The following is a 14,994-nucleotide window of genomic DNA, read 5'->3' as shown; positions in this document are numbered from 1 at the left end:
GCGCGCGGCGACCCGGGATCACCGTGCCTGGCAGGCCGGGCACCAGAAGAGATTGCGTGCGGCGAGACCGGCGGTGCGGATCTCGCCGCCGCAGACATGGCAGGGCTGCAGAGCCCGGCGGTAGACATAGACCTCGCCGCCGTGGTCGTCGACGCGCGGCGGCCGGCCCATGGCCTCCGGAGTGTGCTCGGGGCGGACCGTGTCGATGCGGTTGTTGCGTACGCCCTCGTGCATCAGCTCCACGAGGTCGGCCCAGACGGCGTCCCATTCGGCGCGGGTGATGTCCCTGCCCGCGCGGTAGGGGTCGATGCCGTGCCGGAAGAGGACCTCGGCGCGGTAGACGTTCCCGACCCCGGCGATGATCTTCTGATCCATCAGCAGGGCGGCGACGGTGGTGCGGGAGCGGGAGATCCGGGCCCAGGCCTTCTCCGGGTCGTCGCCGTCCCGCAGCGGATCGGGGCCCAGACGGTCGTGTATCGCCGCCTTCTCACCGTCCGTGATCAGTGAGCACGTCGTGGGGCCGCGCAGATCGACGTACGCGTCGGCGTCCGCGAGGCGCAGCCGGACGGTGTCGGTGGGCGGCGGAGCGGGTGTCCCGCCGATGTCCACCCGGCCGAAGAGACCGAGGTGGATGTGGATCCAGCCGCTCGCGCCGAAGCCGAGGAAGAGGTGCTTCCCGTGCGCCTCGCAGTGGTCCATGACCTGGCCGTCGAGCAGCGCCGCGGCGTCGGAGAACTTGCCCTGCGGGCTGCTGACGCGGACCGGCCGGTCCAGGAAGCGCTCACGGTGATCCGCCGCGAGGCGGTGAATCGTATGCCCTTCGGGCACGGCGGGTCACTCCTGTGGGCGGGCAGGCCGGAAGCGGCCTGCCCGGCGGTCGGGGGCTGGAACGCGTGGTGCGGGGGTGGGCCCCCTGTCACCGCTCCGGGTGGTGCGCGGGGATCGGGGGCAGCTCGCCGGTCGCCTCGTACGCGCTGAGCATCTCGATGCGGCGGGTGTGACGCTCCTCACCCGAGTACGGGGTGTTGAGGAAGATCTCGACGAACTTCGTCGACTCCTCCGTCGTGTGCATCCGGCCACCGATGGAGATGACGTTGGCGTCGTTGTGCTCACGGCCGAGCGCGGCGGTCTGCTCGCTCCAGGCGAGGGCCGCACGGACACCCTTGACCTTGTTCGCGGCGATCTGCTCGCCGTTGCCGGAGCCGCCGATCACGATGCCGAGGCTGCCGGGGTCCGCGGCCGTCTTCTCCGCGGCGCGCAGGCAGAACGGCGGGTAGTCGTCCTGGGCGTCGTAGATGTGGGGACCGCAGTCGACGGCCTCGTGGCCGTGAGCGGTGAGCCACTCGACGAGGTGGTTCTTGAGTTCGAAGCCGGCATGGTCGGAACCGAGGTACACGCGCATGTTCCGAGTGTGGCACGCGAGGGACCGGGTAGCCGTCAGCGGGGTCAGGACCCACTGGGGCCGTGAGCTTCCGCTTATCACCTCGACCTAACGATCCGGAGACAGGTCTTCCGCGATCCGACGACGCGGGTTTGAATGCGGGGGCTCGTGACCCGAGTGCTCTCAAACCTAAGGAATCGTCCATGACCTCGCAGCAGACCATCACGAAGGAAGGCGGGAGCCCCGAAGAACCCGGGAACCCGCAGTCCTCGTCCGGTCTCCAGGCCGGTCTCAAGAACCGGCATCTGTCCATGATCGCCATCGGCGGCGTGATCGGCGCCGGGCTGTTCGTCGGCTCCGGTTCCGGCATCGCCGCGGCGGGTCCGGCCATCCTTCTGTCGTACGCGCTCGTCGGCACGATGGTCGTCTTCGTGATGCGGATGCTGGGCGAGATGGCCGCGGCCAACCCGACCTCCGGGTCGTTCTCCGCCTACGCGGACCGCGCGCTCGGCCGCTGGGCCGGCTTCTCGATCGGCTGGCTGTACTGGTTCTTCTGGGTCGTGGTGCTGGCGGTCGAGGCGACCGCCGGTGCCGTGATCCTGGAGAGCTGGATACCGGCCGTACCGCAGTGGGCGTGGGCACTGATCGTGATGGTCGTGCTCACCGCGACCAACCTCGCGTCGGTGGCCTCGTACGGCGAGTTCGAGTTCTGGTTCGCCGGCATCAAGGTCGTCGCGATCGGCGCCTTCGTGGTCATCGGCCTGCTGGCGGTCTTCGGCGTGCTGCCCGGCTCCGACAACCCGGGCGCGGGATTCGCGCATCTCACCGACGCCGGCGGATTCTTCCCCGAGGGATACGGAGCGATCCTCACCGGTGTGCTGATGGTGGTCTTCTCCTTCATGGGCAGCGAGATCGTGACGCTGGCCGCGGGCGAGTCCGAGGACCCGCAGAGGGCCGTCACCAAGGCGACGAACAGCGTGATCTGGCGGATCGGCGTCTTCTACCTGGGCTCGATCTTCGTCGTGCTGACGCTGCTGCCGTGGAACGACAAGTCGATCGTCAAGGACGGTTCGTACGTCGCCGCGCTGAACTCGATCGGTATCCCGCACGCGGGCCAGATCATGAACGTCATCGTGCTGACCGCGGTGCTCTCCTGCCTCAACTCGGGTCTGTACACCGCCTCCCGCATGGCCTTCTCGCTGGGCCGGCGCGGGGACGCCCCGAAGGGCTTCGCGAAGACGAACTCCCGTGGTGTGCCGCGGGTGGCCATCCTGTCCTCGGTGGTCTTCGGCTTCGTCGCGGTCTTCTTCAACTACCAGTGGCCCGACACCGTCTTCGCGTTCCTGCTCAACTCCTCCGGTGCGGTCGCCCTGTTCGTCTGGCTCGTGATCGCTGTGACTCAGCTGCGCATGCGCGGCATCATCGAGCGGGAGTCGCCCGAGAAGCTCGTCGTGAAGATGTGGCTCTTCCCGGGCCTGACCTGGGCGACCATCGGCATGATCTCGTTCGTGCTGGTCTACATGCTGTTCGACGACGCCGGGCGGGAGCAGGTGCTGCTGTCGCTGCTGGTGGCGGCCGTGGTCATCGCCATCGCCGTCGGGCGTGAGTGGTTCGGACGCGGTGGCCGGTCCGCCGGGCCCGAGGACGCCGCCATCCCTCATCAGAGCGGTGCGAACGACTCCGTCACCCGGTCGTAAGCAGTCAGGGCGGCCCGCTGTGAGGCGATGTCGTACCAGACGTTGAGCTGGTACGACTTGCCTCCGGCGGTGAATCCGAGCTGGCGGGCACGCCAGTCGGAGCCGTCCTGGGTGAAGAAGTACTCCCAGACGATCGCCGGGTCACCACGGAACGTGGTGCGCTCCAGGCGGATCTTGCGGTAACCGGGAGCGTCGTGACTGTCGCGCTCGAACCGCTCCCACTGGGTCAGGAGATCGCCGCCTCGTGCAAGTGCGTACGAGGCGGCGATTTCCTGTTGTCCGTCGGGCGAGTGGTAGTGGATGTTCGACGGGCTCTTGGCGGTGCGCGTCCAGCCCTGCGGGGGCGCCCAGGCGAATCCCGCCTCGCTGCGGGTGCCCGGGGGTGGGGTGGCCGGCGCGGTGGTGGGTGCTGTGGTGGCCGGCGCGCTCGTGACGCCGGGTGACCGCGCCCCGGCGCCGGACTCGTCGGGGTCCTCGCCGGACGTGAGGAGTACGGCGGCGGTCGTCGCGGCCGCGACGGTGGCGAGGGCGGCGGCGAGAACGACGGCACGGGTGCGGGCGCGGGAACGGCTCGTGGGCTCAGAGGTGTCCGGGCCGGCGGGGCCCGTGGGCGGGCCGGTCCGCGAGACCAGCGGGAGGGACGCGGGGCTCTCGCCGGTCGCGGGGGTCGTGGTCGACGTCGCCGTGGGTACGGGGCTGGTGGCCGCTTCGGGGCGCGTGGCGGGTGCCGGGCGCGTGGTCGGTACGGGCGCGGGTCGACGGGGTGGTGGTGTGAGCCGGCGGGTGGGCGCGGATACGACATCCCCGTCGGGGGGCGGCGGGTCGGGAGGCGACTCCGGTGCGGGCTCAGGCTCGGGGCGGGCGTCTGCCGGTTCGGGCTCAGCGGGTGCGTCGGCCGGTTCGGGATCCGGAGCGGGTTCGGATTCCCGTTCCTCCTCGGGCTCGGGCTCCTGGCGCGGTTCCTGCCCCCTCTCCCCCGGCACCGGCTCGGGCTCGGGCTCCTCCTGCGTACCCTCCCCCGGCTCTCCCTCCGCCCCGCTCTCCCCCTCCGGTGGCGGCACGACGACCGTGACTGCCCGCGTCGGGACGTACGACGAGGCGACCCGCGCCAGCACGGGTTCCAGCTCGTCCAGCGTCGGGCGCTCATCCGGCTCCTTGACCAGGAGCGAGCCGAGGACGCCGGCCAGGGGCCCGGCGCCGTCCGGGAGTTCGGGCTCCTCGTAGAGAACAGCGTGCAGTGTCGCCAGAGTTGTGGGGCGGGCGAACGGCGAATGGCCCGCCAGCGCCGCGCACAGCGTCGCCCCCAGTGACCACAGATCCGACGCGGGCCCCTGCGGGCGGCCGCCGACGCGCTCGGGAGCCATGTAGTCGGGCGAGCCGACCAGCATGCCCACCACCGTCAGCGCTTTCGCGTCCTGGATCGCCGCGATGCCGAAGTCCGTGAGCACGATCCGGCCCGCCCTGCCCAGCAGAACGTTCCCGGGCTTGATGTCCCGGTGCAGCACCCCTCTCGCATGGACCTCGCGGAGCGCCGCCGCCAGCCCGAGGCCGATACGGGCCGCCTCGCGCGGTGTCACCGGCCCCTGCTCGACGAGGAGTTGCTCCAGCGAGCGGGAGTCGACGAGCTCCATGACGATCCAGAGGCGGTCGCTCTCCTCGACCACGTCGTAGACGCGGACCACGTTCGGGTGGTCTATGCGAGCCGTGGCCCTGGCCTCCCGCATCGTCCGTTCGCGGCGGATCCGGGTGTCCTCCGCATCCGTTTCGTTCATGCGCATTTCCTTGACCGCGACCGGCCGGTCCAGAATCACGTCAGCGGCTCGCCACACCCGCCCCATTCCCCCCTGCCCAATGCTTTCGTCCAGCCGATAACGCTCCGCCACCAATAGCCCAGGAATACCCGGCATGACCTTCCTCCCCGTCAGCAACGGCTTTGACCAGGACAGAAGCATGAACTTGCACCCAGGACAGCATAGTTCGACGCAATCTTGTGGAACCCTCTTTCTACGCACTGTCCGATGTGCGGCAAGGGGGCTGGGAAATGCAAGGAAAACGCTCGGGACCCGTATTCGCGACCGTGGTGGCGGCAGTATTGATTCTGCCGTTCAGCGCGTACGCGGCCGACGATCCGGTGCCCGGAAGCAGCCAGGGCGGCACGCCCGGGCCCGCGGCGCCGGCGGATGTGAGGATCACGACCGAACTGCCCCGGCAGATCACCGTCGACAACAAGAGCGAGCAGACCACGGTGAGCGCCAAGGTCAAGAACGGGGGGACCAAGGACAGCGGGCCGATCACCCTCTCCATCGTCGGTTTCGACGGCATGAAGGTCACCGACGTCGAGGGGTGCGTGCGGATCGCCGAGGGCAAGCTGCCGCCGGGCTCCAACAGCGGGTTCGCCTGCACCATCGACAACCTCGCCGCCGGCAAGGACCGTTCCTACCGGATCGCGGCCACGTTCGATCTCCAGAAGACCGGCAAGATCTGCCTTCCGGTCACCGAGGGCACCGGCAAGAAGCTGCTCTGGCAGCAGGGGCCGGTCCCCTTCGGTACCTCGAAACCGACTCCCAACGCACCGGACACACCGCTGCTGCTGGGCACCGACAACGTGCCGCTCGGCCCGGACAGCCCGCCGGCCACCGGGGGCGGTCTGCCGCGCACCGGCCCGCCCGGCAGCACCCTGCCGCTCGGGCTGACCGCTCTCGCGCTGTTCGCGCTCGGAGGCACCGGTATCTGGTGGACCAGCCGGAGCCGCTGGGCACGCGGCGGCGGATAGCCGGGTGGGCCCGCGGTCGTCGGTGGCCGCGGGCCCTCCGCTCCTCCCGTTCGCGAGTACTGCTCCGACGTGCCGCGGTGCGGGCGGCAGTCTCCGTGGACACGCAAAAGGCTCGCCCGGGTCGAGGAGTTGCGACCCGGGCGAGCCTCTGTGTGTCGGAGCTGCTTCCTCAGCCGCGGCGGCCGAGGAGCTTCCAGGCGGTGGGCAGGGCACCCATCGCCAGGGCGGCCTTGAGCGCGTCGCCGATCAGGAAGGGCGTGAGGCCCGCCGCGACGGCCTGGGACAGGCTCATGCCGGTCGCCAGGGCGAGGTAGGGGACGCCCACGGCGTAGATGATCACGGAGCCCACGGCCATGGTGCCCGCGGTGCGCAGGACGGACCGGTCGGCGCCGCGGCGCGCGAGGCCACCGACGACCGTGGCCGCGAGCAGCATGCCGAGGATGTAGCCGAAGGACGGCATCGCATAGCCGGACGCGCCCTCGGCGAACCACGGCATGCCGGCCATGCCGACGACCGCGTACAGCGCGAGGGAGAGGAAGCCGCGGCGGGCTCCGAGCGCGGTGCCGACGAGCAGGGCGGCGAAGGTCTGGCCGGAGACGGGGACCGGGGAGCCGGGGACCGGCACCGAGATCTGGGCCGCTATGCCGGTGAGCGCGGCGCCGCCGACGACAAGGGCGATGTCACGCGCCCGGGAGGCGGGCAGCAGGTCCGCGAGGACCGCTCCCGGACGGGAGGTGACGGAAGCAGTGCTCATCGGAACTCCGCGGAGGGTGAGGGCAGGCAGGAACAGGCTGACCGTAGCCCAGAGTCGATCTCCCGATCACCGTCAGCCGTCGACAAAGGGCGGCTCGTCGCCGTGGTGGGAACCGCACAAAGGACATGGGTCATGCGCCACTTGGCGTGATGCTCGTCACGGAGGTCGGAGGGTGAGGGGTCCGTTTTGCGGTCGAGGGCCCGCCCCGGGGAGACTGTAGGGTCCCACCAATCCATCGGAGAGTACGCGCACCATGCACGAGGCCCTGACGACCGACGAGCCGCTCGCCCACGGGCTCAAGCAGCGTCATCTGACCATGCTGGGCCTCGGCGGGGTGATCGGCGCCGGGCTGTTCGTGGGTTCGGGCGCGGGGATCGCGGTCGCGGGCCCGGGCATCGTCCTGTCGTATCTGATCGCCGGCACGATCGCGATGCTGGTGATGCGGATGCTCGGTGAGATGTCCGCGGCCATGCCGGCGTCCGGTTCGTTCTCGGTGCACGCCGAGAAGGCGATCGGCCGCTGGGCCGGGTTCACCGTGGGCTGGCTCTACTGGTTCCTGCTGGTGGTCGTCCTCGCCGTGGAGGCGACGGCGGCGGCCACGATCGCCCACGACTGGGTGCCCGCGCTGCCGCAGTGGGGCTGGGTCCTGGTCTTCATGGTGTTCTTCACCCTCGCCAACCTCACCGCCGTACGGAACTTCGGCGAGTTCGAGTTCTGGTTCGCCGCGCTCAAGGTCGGCGCGATCGTGCTCTTCCTGATCCTCGGCACGCTCGCCGTCTTCGGTCTGCTCCCGGACACCGATCCGGTGGGCCTGACCCATCTCACCGGCGACGGGGGCTTTCTGCCGGGCGGCTGGAGCGGGGTGATCTCCGGCGTGCTCGCCGTTGTCTTCGCCTTCGGCGGTCTGGAGGTCGTCACCATCGCCGCGGCGGAGACCGACGACCCGGCGCGTGCGGTGGGCCGCGCCGTGCGCAGCGCGGTCGTCCGCATCCTCTTCTTCTACGTGGGCTCGATGCTGGTGATCGTGACGCTGCTGCCGTGGACCGCGCAGCAGGCGGGGCTGAGTCCGTATGTCACCGTGCTCGACTCGATCGGCATTCCGCAGGCCGGGCAGATCATGAACATCGTGGTGTTCGTGGCCCTGCTGTCGGCGCTCAACGCCAATCTGTACGGGGCCTCGCGGATGGTCTTCTCGCTCGCCGAGCGCGGCGAGGCACCGCGCGGGCTGCTGAGGATCTCGGGTGGGGGTGTGCCCCGGCGGGCCGTCCTCGCCTCGGTCGCCTTCGGCTTCGTCTCCGTGCTGCTCAATCTGAAGTGGCCCGACTCCGTCTTCCTCTATCTGCTCAACTCGGTCGGTGCGGTGCTGCTGTTCGTGTGGGCGCTGATCGCGGTCTCTGAGCTGCGGCTGCGCCGCAGGATCGAGCGCGAGGCGCCCGGCACTCTGACGCTGAAGATGTGGGCGTTCCCCTGGCTCACCTGGGCCACACTGGTCGCGATTGCCGGTGTGCTGGTGCTGATGCTCACGGACGACACCGCCCGCCCCCAGGTGCTCTGGTCCAGTGGGGCCGCGGCGGCGGTGCTGATCGTCGCGGGGGTGCGGGAACGAGGGTCTGTCGGTCGGATCAGGCCGGGTCAGTGAGCGGGGGTCCCCCCACGCCCGCAGGGCGTAGGGCTGGGGGTACCACCCACGCCCGCAGGGCGTAGGGGGAGGGTCTGGTGCGTGCGATCGCAAGGCGGAGGAAGGAGCCGACGCGGAGGGGGTACCGCCCGTGCCCGCAGGGCTACGGGGGACGTCGGCGACTGACGACAACGCGGCGTGGGGGTACCGCCCGTGTCCGAAGGGCTACGGGGGAGTGCGTGCCAGGGCACGCGAGCCCCGGCAGGATCCGACCGACAGACCCTACGCCCACGTCGTGGGTGAGTGTTCACCTTGTGTGAGCATGGTGCCCGTATAGCGGACATGTGTTCCCCGTCAGCGGGTGCTTGCCCAGACTGTGCTGCGCTCCCCCGTCTCAGCTACTGATCAGGGCACGCCCATGTCTCGGACTTCCGCGCCCGCGCCCGCCGACCGTCAGGACGACGTCGCGCTCTCGCACGGACTCAAGCAACGCCACCTCTCGATGATCGCCCTCGGCGGCGTCATCGGCGCCGGTCTCTTCGTCGGGTCCGGTGCGGGCATCGCCGCCGCCGGCCCGTCCATCGTCATCGCCTACGCGCTCTCGGGTCTGCTCGTCATGCTCGTGATGCGCATGCTCGGCGAGATGTCCGCGGCGAACCCGGCGTCCGGTTCCTTCTCGGTGCACGCCGAGCGGGCCATCGGCCCCTGGGCGGGCTTCACCGCCGGCTGGTCCTTCTGGTTCCTGCTGTGCGTCGCCGTCGGCCTGGAGGGCATCGGCGCCGCGAAGATCATGACCGGCTGGATGCCCGGCACCCCCGAGTGGGCGTGGGTCGCGCTGTTCATGCTGGTGTTCTGCGGGACGAACCTGGCGGCGGTGAAGAACTTCGGCGAGTTCGAGTTCTGGTTCGCCGCCCTCAAGGTCGGCGCGATCGCCCTGTTCCTCGGCATCGGTGTCCTCGCGATCACCGGTGTCCTGCCGGGCACGGACGCACCGGGAACCGCCAACCTGACGGGTGACGGCGGCTTCCTGCCCAACGGAACCGACGGGCTCGTCGTCGGTCTGCTCGCCTCCGTGTTCGCGTACGGCGGTCTGGAGACGGTCACCATCGCCGCGGCCGAGTCCGAGCACCCGGTCCAGGGCGTCGCGAAGGCCGTCCGCACCGCGATGTGGCGCATCGCCGTCTTCTACATCGGCTCCATGGCCGTCATCGTCACCCTGGTGCCGTGGGACGACCCGAAGGTCGTCGAGAAGGGCCCGTACGTCGCGACCCTCGACCACCTCGGCATCCCGGGTGCCGGCCAGATCATGAACGTGGTGGTGCTCGTCGCGCTGCTCTCCGCGATGAACGCCAACATCTACGGCGCCTCCCGCATGGCCTGCTCGCTGGTGGCGCGCGGCCAGGGCCCGAAGGCGCTCGGCCGGACGTCCGGCGGGGTGCCGCGTACGGCGGTGCTGGTCTCCTCGGTCTTCGGCTTCGGGTGCGTGCTGCTGAGCTACTGGCGGCCGAACGACGTCTTCATGTGGCTGCTCAACATGATCGGCGCGATCATCCTGGTGGTCTGGATCTTCATCGCGGTCTCCCAGTTGCTGCTGCGCCGCCGGACGGAACGCGAGGACCCCTCGCGGCTGGTGGTGAAGATGTGGCTCTACCCGGCGCTGACCTGGGTGGCTCTGGCGGGCATGGCCGCGGTGTTCGTTCTGATGGCGCGCGAGGCCGAGACGCGGACGCAGCTCTTCTACACGGGCGGGCTGACGCTGGCGCTGGCGGCGGTCGGATACGCGCGGCAGGTGCGCGCACGCCGTTCGCAGGCCTGATCACGCCCCACTGATCCACGATGCGAGGCCCGCCCCCGACCGGGGCGGGCCTCGGCGCGTTCTCAGCCGCCGGACAGGCCGGTGTCCACCGGCACGTTCAGCGACAGCAGCGCGGCCGTGCTGCCGGACAGCCGCAGTTCGCTGAGTGCCGCGTTGCGCAGTGCGGGGAACACCCGCCGGTACGCGGACAGTTCGATGCCCAGCAACTCGCACAGCACCAGCCGCAGCAAGGTGTTGTGCGCCACCACCAGCACCCGCTGTCCTTCGTGCTCCCGCGCGATCCGGCTCAGCGCGCCTGCTCCTCTGGCCGCCGCCGCCCGCGGGTCCTCCGCCTCGGGGAACGGATGAGCCACGGGGTCCCGGGTGAAGGCCGCCGCGGCGGAGGGGTTCTGGGCGGCGAACTCCGCGAGTGTGCGGCCCTCGACCACACCGAAGTCGCACTCCCGCAGGGCGTGTTCGCGCTGTGCCGTCAGCCCGAGCGCCCGGCAGGCGGGTTCGGCCGTCTCGATCGCACGGGAGACCGTCGAGGTCCACACCGCGTGGACCGGATGCCGTACCACCCACTGCCCCAACTGCTCGGCCTGTCTGCGGCCTTCGTCGGTGAGGGCGACATCGCTCACTCCCGCGTAGCGGTTCTCGGCGTGCCACACCGTCCGGCCGTGCCGGGCGATCAGCAGGGTCGTACTCATGTCGGCCTCTCCGTGCTTCCTGTGCTGTCTCGACGTGCCGTGTCTCCGGCGCTTTTGGTGCTTGTCCGGTTCTCCGTGCGCGCTCGGGCGTGTGCGGCCAGCGGGCCGGGCAGCCAGCCTCGCCGCTCCAGCTCGCCCACCATCGTCAGATACGGCTCGGTGAACCGCTCGCCGCCACGCGGCCGCACCACGTGCCGCAGCCGGACCATGCGCTCGGCGGCGTCGGCGACCGTGTCTGCGGACCCGGCTCCGTACGCGGCGAGTACGGCCATGCCCAGGGCCGGTTCGCTGTACTGCGGGACGCGCACCGGCCGCTGGAGGACCTCGGCCCGCAGCCGGGTCCAGTAGTCGCTGCGGACGGCGCCGCCGGTGAAGGTCAGCGGGCCGTCGACGGGCGCGCCCAGCAGATCCAGATAGTCGAGACAGAGCCGTTCGGTCAGCGCCACGCCCTGGAGCAGGGCCGCCCAGTGGTCGGCGTCGCAGACGGGTCTGCCCAGGAGGAAGGCCGTGGCCTCGGGGGCGGTGAAGGGGAACCGTTCGCCCGGGGAGCCGAGCGGATAGGCGACCGCGCCCGCCGGCTCGAACTCCGCGGCGCGCGCGTCGAGAGCGGCCGGGTCGGCGTCCGGGAAGGCTGCGTGCAGCGCCCCGCCGCCGACGCCGGACGCCCCGCCCGGCAGCCAGGTCCCGTCCGCGGACAGATGGCTGTAGACGACACCGGCGGGGTCGCGCAGCGGCTCGGCCGTGACCCCCTTGAGGACGAGGGTGGTGCCGAGGACCGAGTTCCAGGAGCCGACGGTGAGCGAGCCGGAGGCGATCTGGGCGGCGCAGCCGTCGGTCATACCGGCCACGACCGTCGTACCGGCCGGGATGCCGGTCTCCTCGGCGGCCTCGCGGCACACCTCGCCGAGCCGGGTGCCGGGGCGCACCACGTCCGGCAACACGCCCTCCGGCAGGCCCGGTTCGGCGAAGACACCGCGCTCGGCGTCGTACCCGGTCTTCAGGGCGTGGCTGGAGTCCGTGGGCAGCAGCCTGCCCGCCAGCCGGGCCACGATCAGATCGGCCTGGTGCAGGACGTGTGCCTCGCGCCCCGCGCCGTACTCGCGCAGCAGCCACAGCGCTCTCCCGGGGCCGCGCCCCGGCGCCCGCCCGTCGTCGTACATCAGGGCGGGGGTGAGGGGGCGGCCGTTCCGGTCGGCGAGCAGGACCGTCCCCGAGGTGGAGCAGACGGCGAGGGCGCGGGGGCGGTGGCCGTCGCGCAGGGCTTCGCGGACCGCCGTGCACACGGCGCTCCACCAGTCGTCCGGGCTCTGTTCGTGGCGTACTCCGTCGCGGCGGCCGGTCAGGGGCGCCGAGCCGCTGCCGAGGACGGCGCCGTCGTCGGAGGCGACGACCGCGCGGACGCTCTGGGTGCCGAGATCGATGCCCATCCACATGACGGCTCCTTCCGTGGACCTTCACTGTGCACCGGCAGAAGGGCGTGCCGGAGGGATTGACGCTCCCGAGCCGCTGTCCCACGCTCGGTTGACCGGTCGGCGGACGCTGCGACGTCCGGGGGTCGTCCGGCGGCGGCCGCGCGCCGTCCACCGGATGCGGTCCGGCGGCGGCTACGATCCGCTGCGTTCCTCCTTCCCCCCGGCCGTGTGCGTGGCGGCCGTGCGGTCGGTGCACGAGCAAGGTCCCTTGTCGGGTCTGCGCTCAGGGCCGGTGGAAGGCGCCCCGGCACAGGCCGCGTACGACCCCCGCGGAGGCTCTGCATGAAAGTCCTGGCTGCCGGCGACCACTTCGTCCTCAACTCCCTGATCTCCGAGGCCCTGCGCCACGATCTCGCCGGCTCCCCGCCCGACCTGACCGAGCTCACGCTGCCGTGGCCGCTCGAACCCTTCGGCAGGGTCGCCGAGGTCGACGAGGCGAGCGACGTCGAGGACGCGCTGATCGAGGCGCTCGACGGGGTGGAGGTGTGCGTGACGCAGATGGCTCCCTTCACCGAGCGGGTGCTCGAGGCTTCGCCCTCGCTGCGGATGATCGCCGTCTGCCGCGGCGGCCCGGTCAACGTCAACACCGAGGCGGCCGGGGCGCGGGGCGTCAAGGTCTGCTTCGCGCCCGGCCGCAACGCCGCGTCCACCGCCGAGTTCACCGTCGGGCTGATGCTGGCGGCCCTGCGCTCGATCCCCGAGGCGCACAGCGCACTGACCGGCAGGACCGGCTGGGACGGCACGTACTACACGTACGAACGCAGCGGTCTGGAGCTGGAGGACACCCCGGTCGGGCTGATCGGCTACGGCGCGGTGGGCAGCCGGGTCGCGCGGGTGCTGTGCGCGTTCGGCGCCGAGGTGGAGGTGTACGACCCGTATGTGCGCGGCGATGTGCACGGCATGCGCGCGAAGACCCTGGACGCGCTGCTCTCCCGCTCCCGTGTCGTCACGCTGCACGCCCGCCTCACTCCCGAGACCCAGGGGCTCATCGGCGCTCGTGAACTGGCCCTGATGCCCCGCGGATCGGTGCTGGTCAACGCGGCGCGGGGCGGGCTGCTGGACACCGCAGCGCTGTGCGACGCGCTGGACCACGGGCAGTTGGCCGCCGCCGCGCTCGACACCTACGAACAGGAGCCGCCGCCGCCCGGCTCACGGCTGTTCGACACCCCGAACCTGGTGCTCACCCCGCATCTGGGCGGCGCGAGCCGTGCCGTCGCTCGCAAGGCCGCGGCCATCGCGGCGGCGGAGGTGGCCCGTTACGCCCGGGGAGAACCGCTCGCGCACTGCCTCACCTGAGAGGACTTCTGCGATGACAGCAACGGCAGCCACGGCAGCCACTACGGTGTATGTCGGGATCGATGTGGGCACTTCGGCCGTGAAAGCGGCGGCCTTCGACGCCGGGGGCCGCACGCTCGCGGTCGAGTCCCGGCCGGTCGGTCTCGACATCGGAGACGGCCACGTCGAGCAGGACATGGACGAGGTGTACGGCGCGGTCACGGACGTCCTGGCGGCGGTGACGGCCGCGGTGCCGGGACCGGTCGGGCTGATCGGTCTCACCGGGCAGGGCGACGGTGTCTGGCTGGTCGACGACTCCGGCCGGCCGGTGCGGCCCGCGATCTCCTGGATGGACGGCCGCGCGCACGCCCTGGTCGACGCCTGGCAGGAGTCGGGCGTCCTCGCCTCGGTTTTCCGGCGCAACGGCGGCGCGATGTTCCCCGGGTCCCCCGGCCCGGTGCTCGCCTGGCTGGACCGGCACGAGCCCGCGTCGCTGGACGCGGCGGCGGCCGCCCTCACCTGCAAGGACATGGTCTTCCAGCGACTGACGGGCATCCGGGCGACGGAGGTCTCGGACGCGTCCATGCCGTTCCTCGACCCGCGCACCCGCAGCTACGACGACGAGCTGCTGAAAGCGCTGGGGATCGCCCACCGCCGGGGCCTGCTGCCGGAGGTCAGCGATCCCGCCGCGACCGGTGCGCTCGCCTCGGGGACGCGGATCGCGAGCGGTCCCTACGATCTGGCCGCCTGCGCGCTGGGGGCGGGTGTCACCGCTCCGGGTGACGGCCTGCTGATCGTCGGCACCTGCCTGGCCTCGCTCGTCGCCACCCGCGAGCTCGATCTCACGGGTGAGCCCGCCGGGCTGTACATCTCCACCGACCGGACGGGGCAGTGGCTGCGCGCGATGCCGGCGATGGTCGGCACGGCCGCCCTGGACTGGGTGCTGAAAACGACCGGCGTACAGCACACCGAGGTCGACGCGCTGCTCGACGCCACCCCGCCGGGCTCGCACGGGGTGCGGGTGCTGCCGTACTTCGCGCCGTCCGGTGAGCGCGCGCCCTTCGTGGAGCCGCGGCTGCGGGCCGAGCTGACCGGGGTGTCGCTGGAGTCGACCCCGGCGGATCTGGTGCGGGCCACCTGTGAGGGAATCGGGTTCGCGGCCCGGCACTGTCTGGACGCGGCGGGGCTGTCGGGGTCCCTCGCGATCTGCGGTGGCGGCACCCGCTCCCCGGCCTGGATGCGGCTGTTCGCGGATGTACTGGGCAGGCCGCTGCGCATCGTCGAGGGCGAGGTCGGGGCGCGCGGCGCCGTGCTGGCATCGGCGGAGCGGCACGGTGTGGAGCTGGACACCGCCGCCTGGACCGCACCGACCGCGGTCGTCGAACCGGACCCGGAGCGCGCGGAGTTCTACGCGCGGGCCTACGAGGACCATCTGGAACGGCTGGCCGGCTCACGGGCCCGTGCCCGCGCCGCCCGGACATGACCTGGACACCTCATATCTCCCCGGCCGCCACCCGGC

Annotated in this window: 12 protein-coding genes; 6 read left to right on the top strand and 6 right to left on the bottom strand. The window is 71.5% G+C overall.

The features are described 5' to 3' along the window. Positions 1 to 18 precede the first annotated feature (18 nt). Positions 19 to 828: an Fpg/Nei family DNA glycosylase gene (locus RPQ07_RS24405; protein ID WP_313946316.1), complete on the bottom strand. Its 810-nt coding sequence runs from the start codon at positions 826 to 828 to the stop codon at positions 19 to 21. A gap of 88 nt (positions 829 to 916) precedes the next feature. Then, positions 917 to 1,402 (bottom strand): ribose-5-phosphate isomerase, encoded by a 486-nt coding sequence (locus RPQ07_RS24400; protein ID WP_313946315.1) that lies wholly within the window; start codon positions 1,400 to 1,402, stop codon positions 917 to 919. A 182-nt stretch (positions 1,403 to 1,584) separates the two neighbouring features. Here RPQ07_RS24400 and RPQ07_RS24395 point away from each other — a divergent pair, with 182 nt between their 5' ends. Continuing rightward, a complete protein-coding gene (locus tag RPQ07_RS24395; protein ID WP_313946314.1) occupies positions 1,585 to 3,078 on the top strand; it encodes an amino acid permease in 1,494 nt (497 codons plus the stop codon). Here the strand turns inward: RPQ07_RS24395 and RPQ07_RS24390 are convergent. Beyond that, positions 3,042 to 4,985: a serine/threonine-protein kinase gene (locus RPQ07_RS24390; protein WP_313946313.1), complete on the bottom strand. Its 1,944-nt coding sequence runs from the start codon at positions 4,983 to 4,985 to the stop codon at positions 3,042 to 3,044. The genes RPQ07_RS24395 and RPQ07_RS24390 overlap by 37 nt on opposite strands. 134 nt (positions 4,986 to 5,119) lie before the next feature. Here RPQ07_RS24390 and RPQ07_RS24385 point away from each other — a divergent pair, with 134 nt between their 5' ends. Continuing rightward, positions 5,120 to 5,851, top strand: a complete 732-nt coding sequence (locus tag RPQ07_RS24385) for a hypothetical protein (RefSeq protein WP_313946312.1) — start codon at positions 5,120 to 5,122, stop codon at positions 5,849 to 5,851. A gap of 169 nt (positions 5,852 to 6,020) precedes the next feature. Here the strand turns inward: RPQ07_RS24385 and RPQ07_RS24380 are convergent, their stop codons facing one another. Beyond that, complete coding sequence (locus RPQ07_RS24380; protein WP_313946311.1) at positions 6,021 to 6,605, bottom strand: biotin transporter BioY; 585 nt, start codon at positions 6,603 to 6,605, stop codon at positions 6,021 to 6,023. A gap of 253 nt (positions 6,606 to 6,858) precedes the next feature. Here RPQ07_RS24380 and RPQ07_RS24375 point away from each other — a divergent pair, with 253 nt between their 5' ends. Both RPQ07_RS24375 and RPQ07_RS24370 read left to right on the top strand, forming a co-directional pair. Beyond that, the gene (locus RPQ07_RS24375; protein ID WP_313946310.1) at positions 6,859 to 8,244 is read left to right on the top strand and encodes an amino acid permease; all 1,386 of its coding nucleotides are present in this window, start codon (positions 6,859 to 6,861) and stop codon (positions 8,242 to 8,244) included. A 397-nt stretch (positions 8,245 to 8,641) separates the two neighbouring features. Continuing rightward, a complete protein-coding gene (locus tag RPQ07_RS24370) occupies positions 8,642 to 10,039 on the top strand; it encodes an amino acid permease (RefSeq protein WP_313946309.1) in 1,398 nt (465 codons plus the stop codon). A gap of 62 nt (positions 10,040 to 10,101) precedes the next feature. Here RPQ07_RS24370 and RPQ07_RS24365 read toward each other — a convergent pair whose 3' ends face one another. Beyond that, the gene (locus RPQ07_RS24365; RefSeq protein ID WP_313946308.1) at positions 10,102 to 10,728 is read right to left on the bottom strand and encodes a histidine phosphatase family protein; all 627 of its coding nucleotides are present in this window, start codon (positions 10,726 to 10,728) and stop codon (positions 10,102 to 10,104) included. Beyond that, entirely contained in the window at positions 10,725 to 12,161 is a 1,437-nt protein-coding gene (locus RPQ07_RS24360; RefSeq protein ID WP_313946307.1) for an FGGY-family carbohydrate kinase, read from the bottom strand. The genes RPQ07_RS24365 and RPQ07_RS24360 overlap by 4 nt, the downstream gene beginning before the upstream one ends. A gap of 321 nt (positions 12,162 to 12,482) precedes the next feature. Here RPQ07_RS24360 and RPQ07_RS24355 point away from each other — a divergent pair, with 321 nt between their 5' ends. Both RPQ07_RS24355 and RPQ07_RS24350 read left to right on the top strand, forming a co-directional pair. Beyond that, complete coding sequence (locus RPQ07_RS24355; protein WP_313946306.1) at positions 12,483 to 13,496, top strand: 2-hydroxyacid dehydrogenase; 1,014 nt, start codon at positions 12,483 to 12,485, stop codon at positions 13,494 to 13,496. Between the two features lie 46 nt (positions 13,497 to 13,542). Continuing rightward, entirely contained in the window at positions 13,543 to 14,958 is a 1,416-nt protein-coding gene (locus RPQ07_RS24350) for an FGGY family carbohydrate kinase (protein ID WP_413777850.1), read from the top strand. The last annotated feature ends 36 nt before the right edge of the window (positions 14,959 to 14,994 follow it).

Origin of the sequence: Streptomyces sp. AM8-1-1 (assembly GCF_032229325.1) — a bacterium.
Classification (GTDB): Bacteria; Actinomycetota; Actinomycetes; order Streptomycetales; family Streptomycetaceae; genus Streptomyces; species Streptomyces achmelvichensis.
This window is presented reverse-complemented; position numbering and strand designations above follow the sequence as displayed.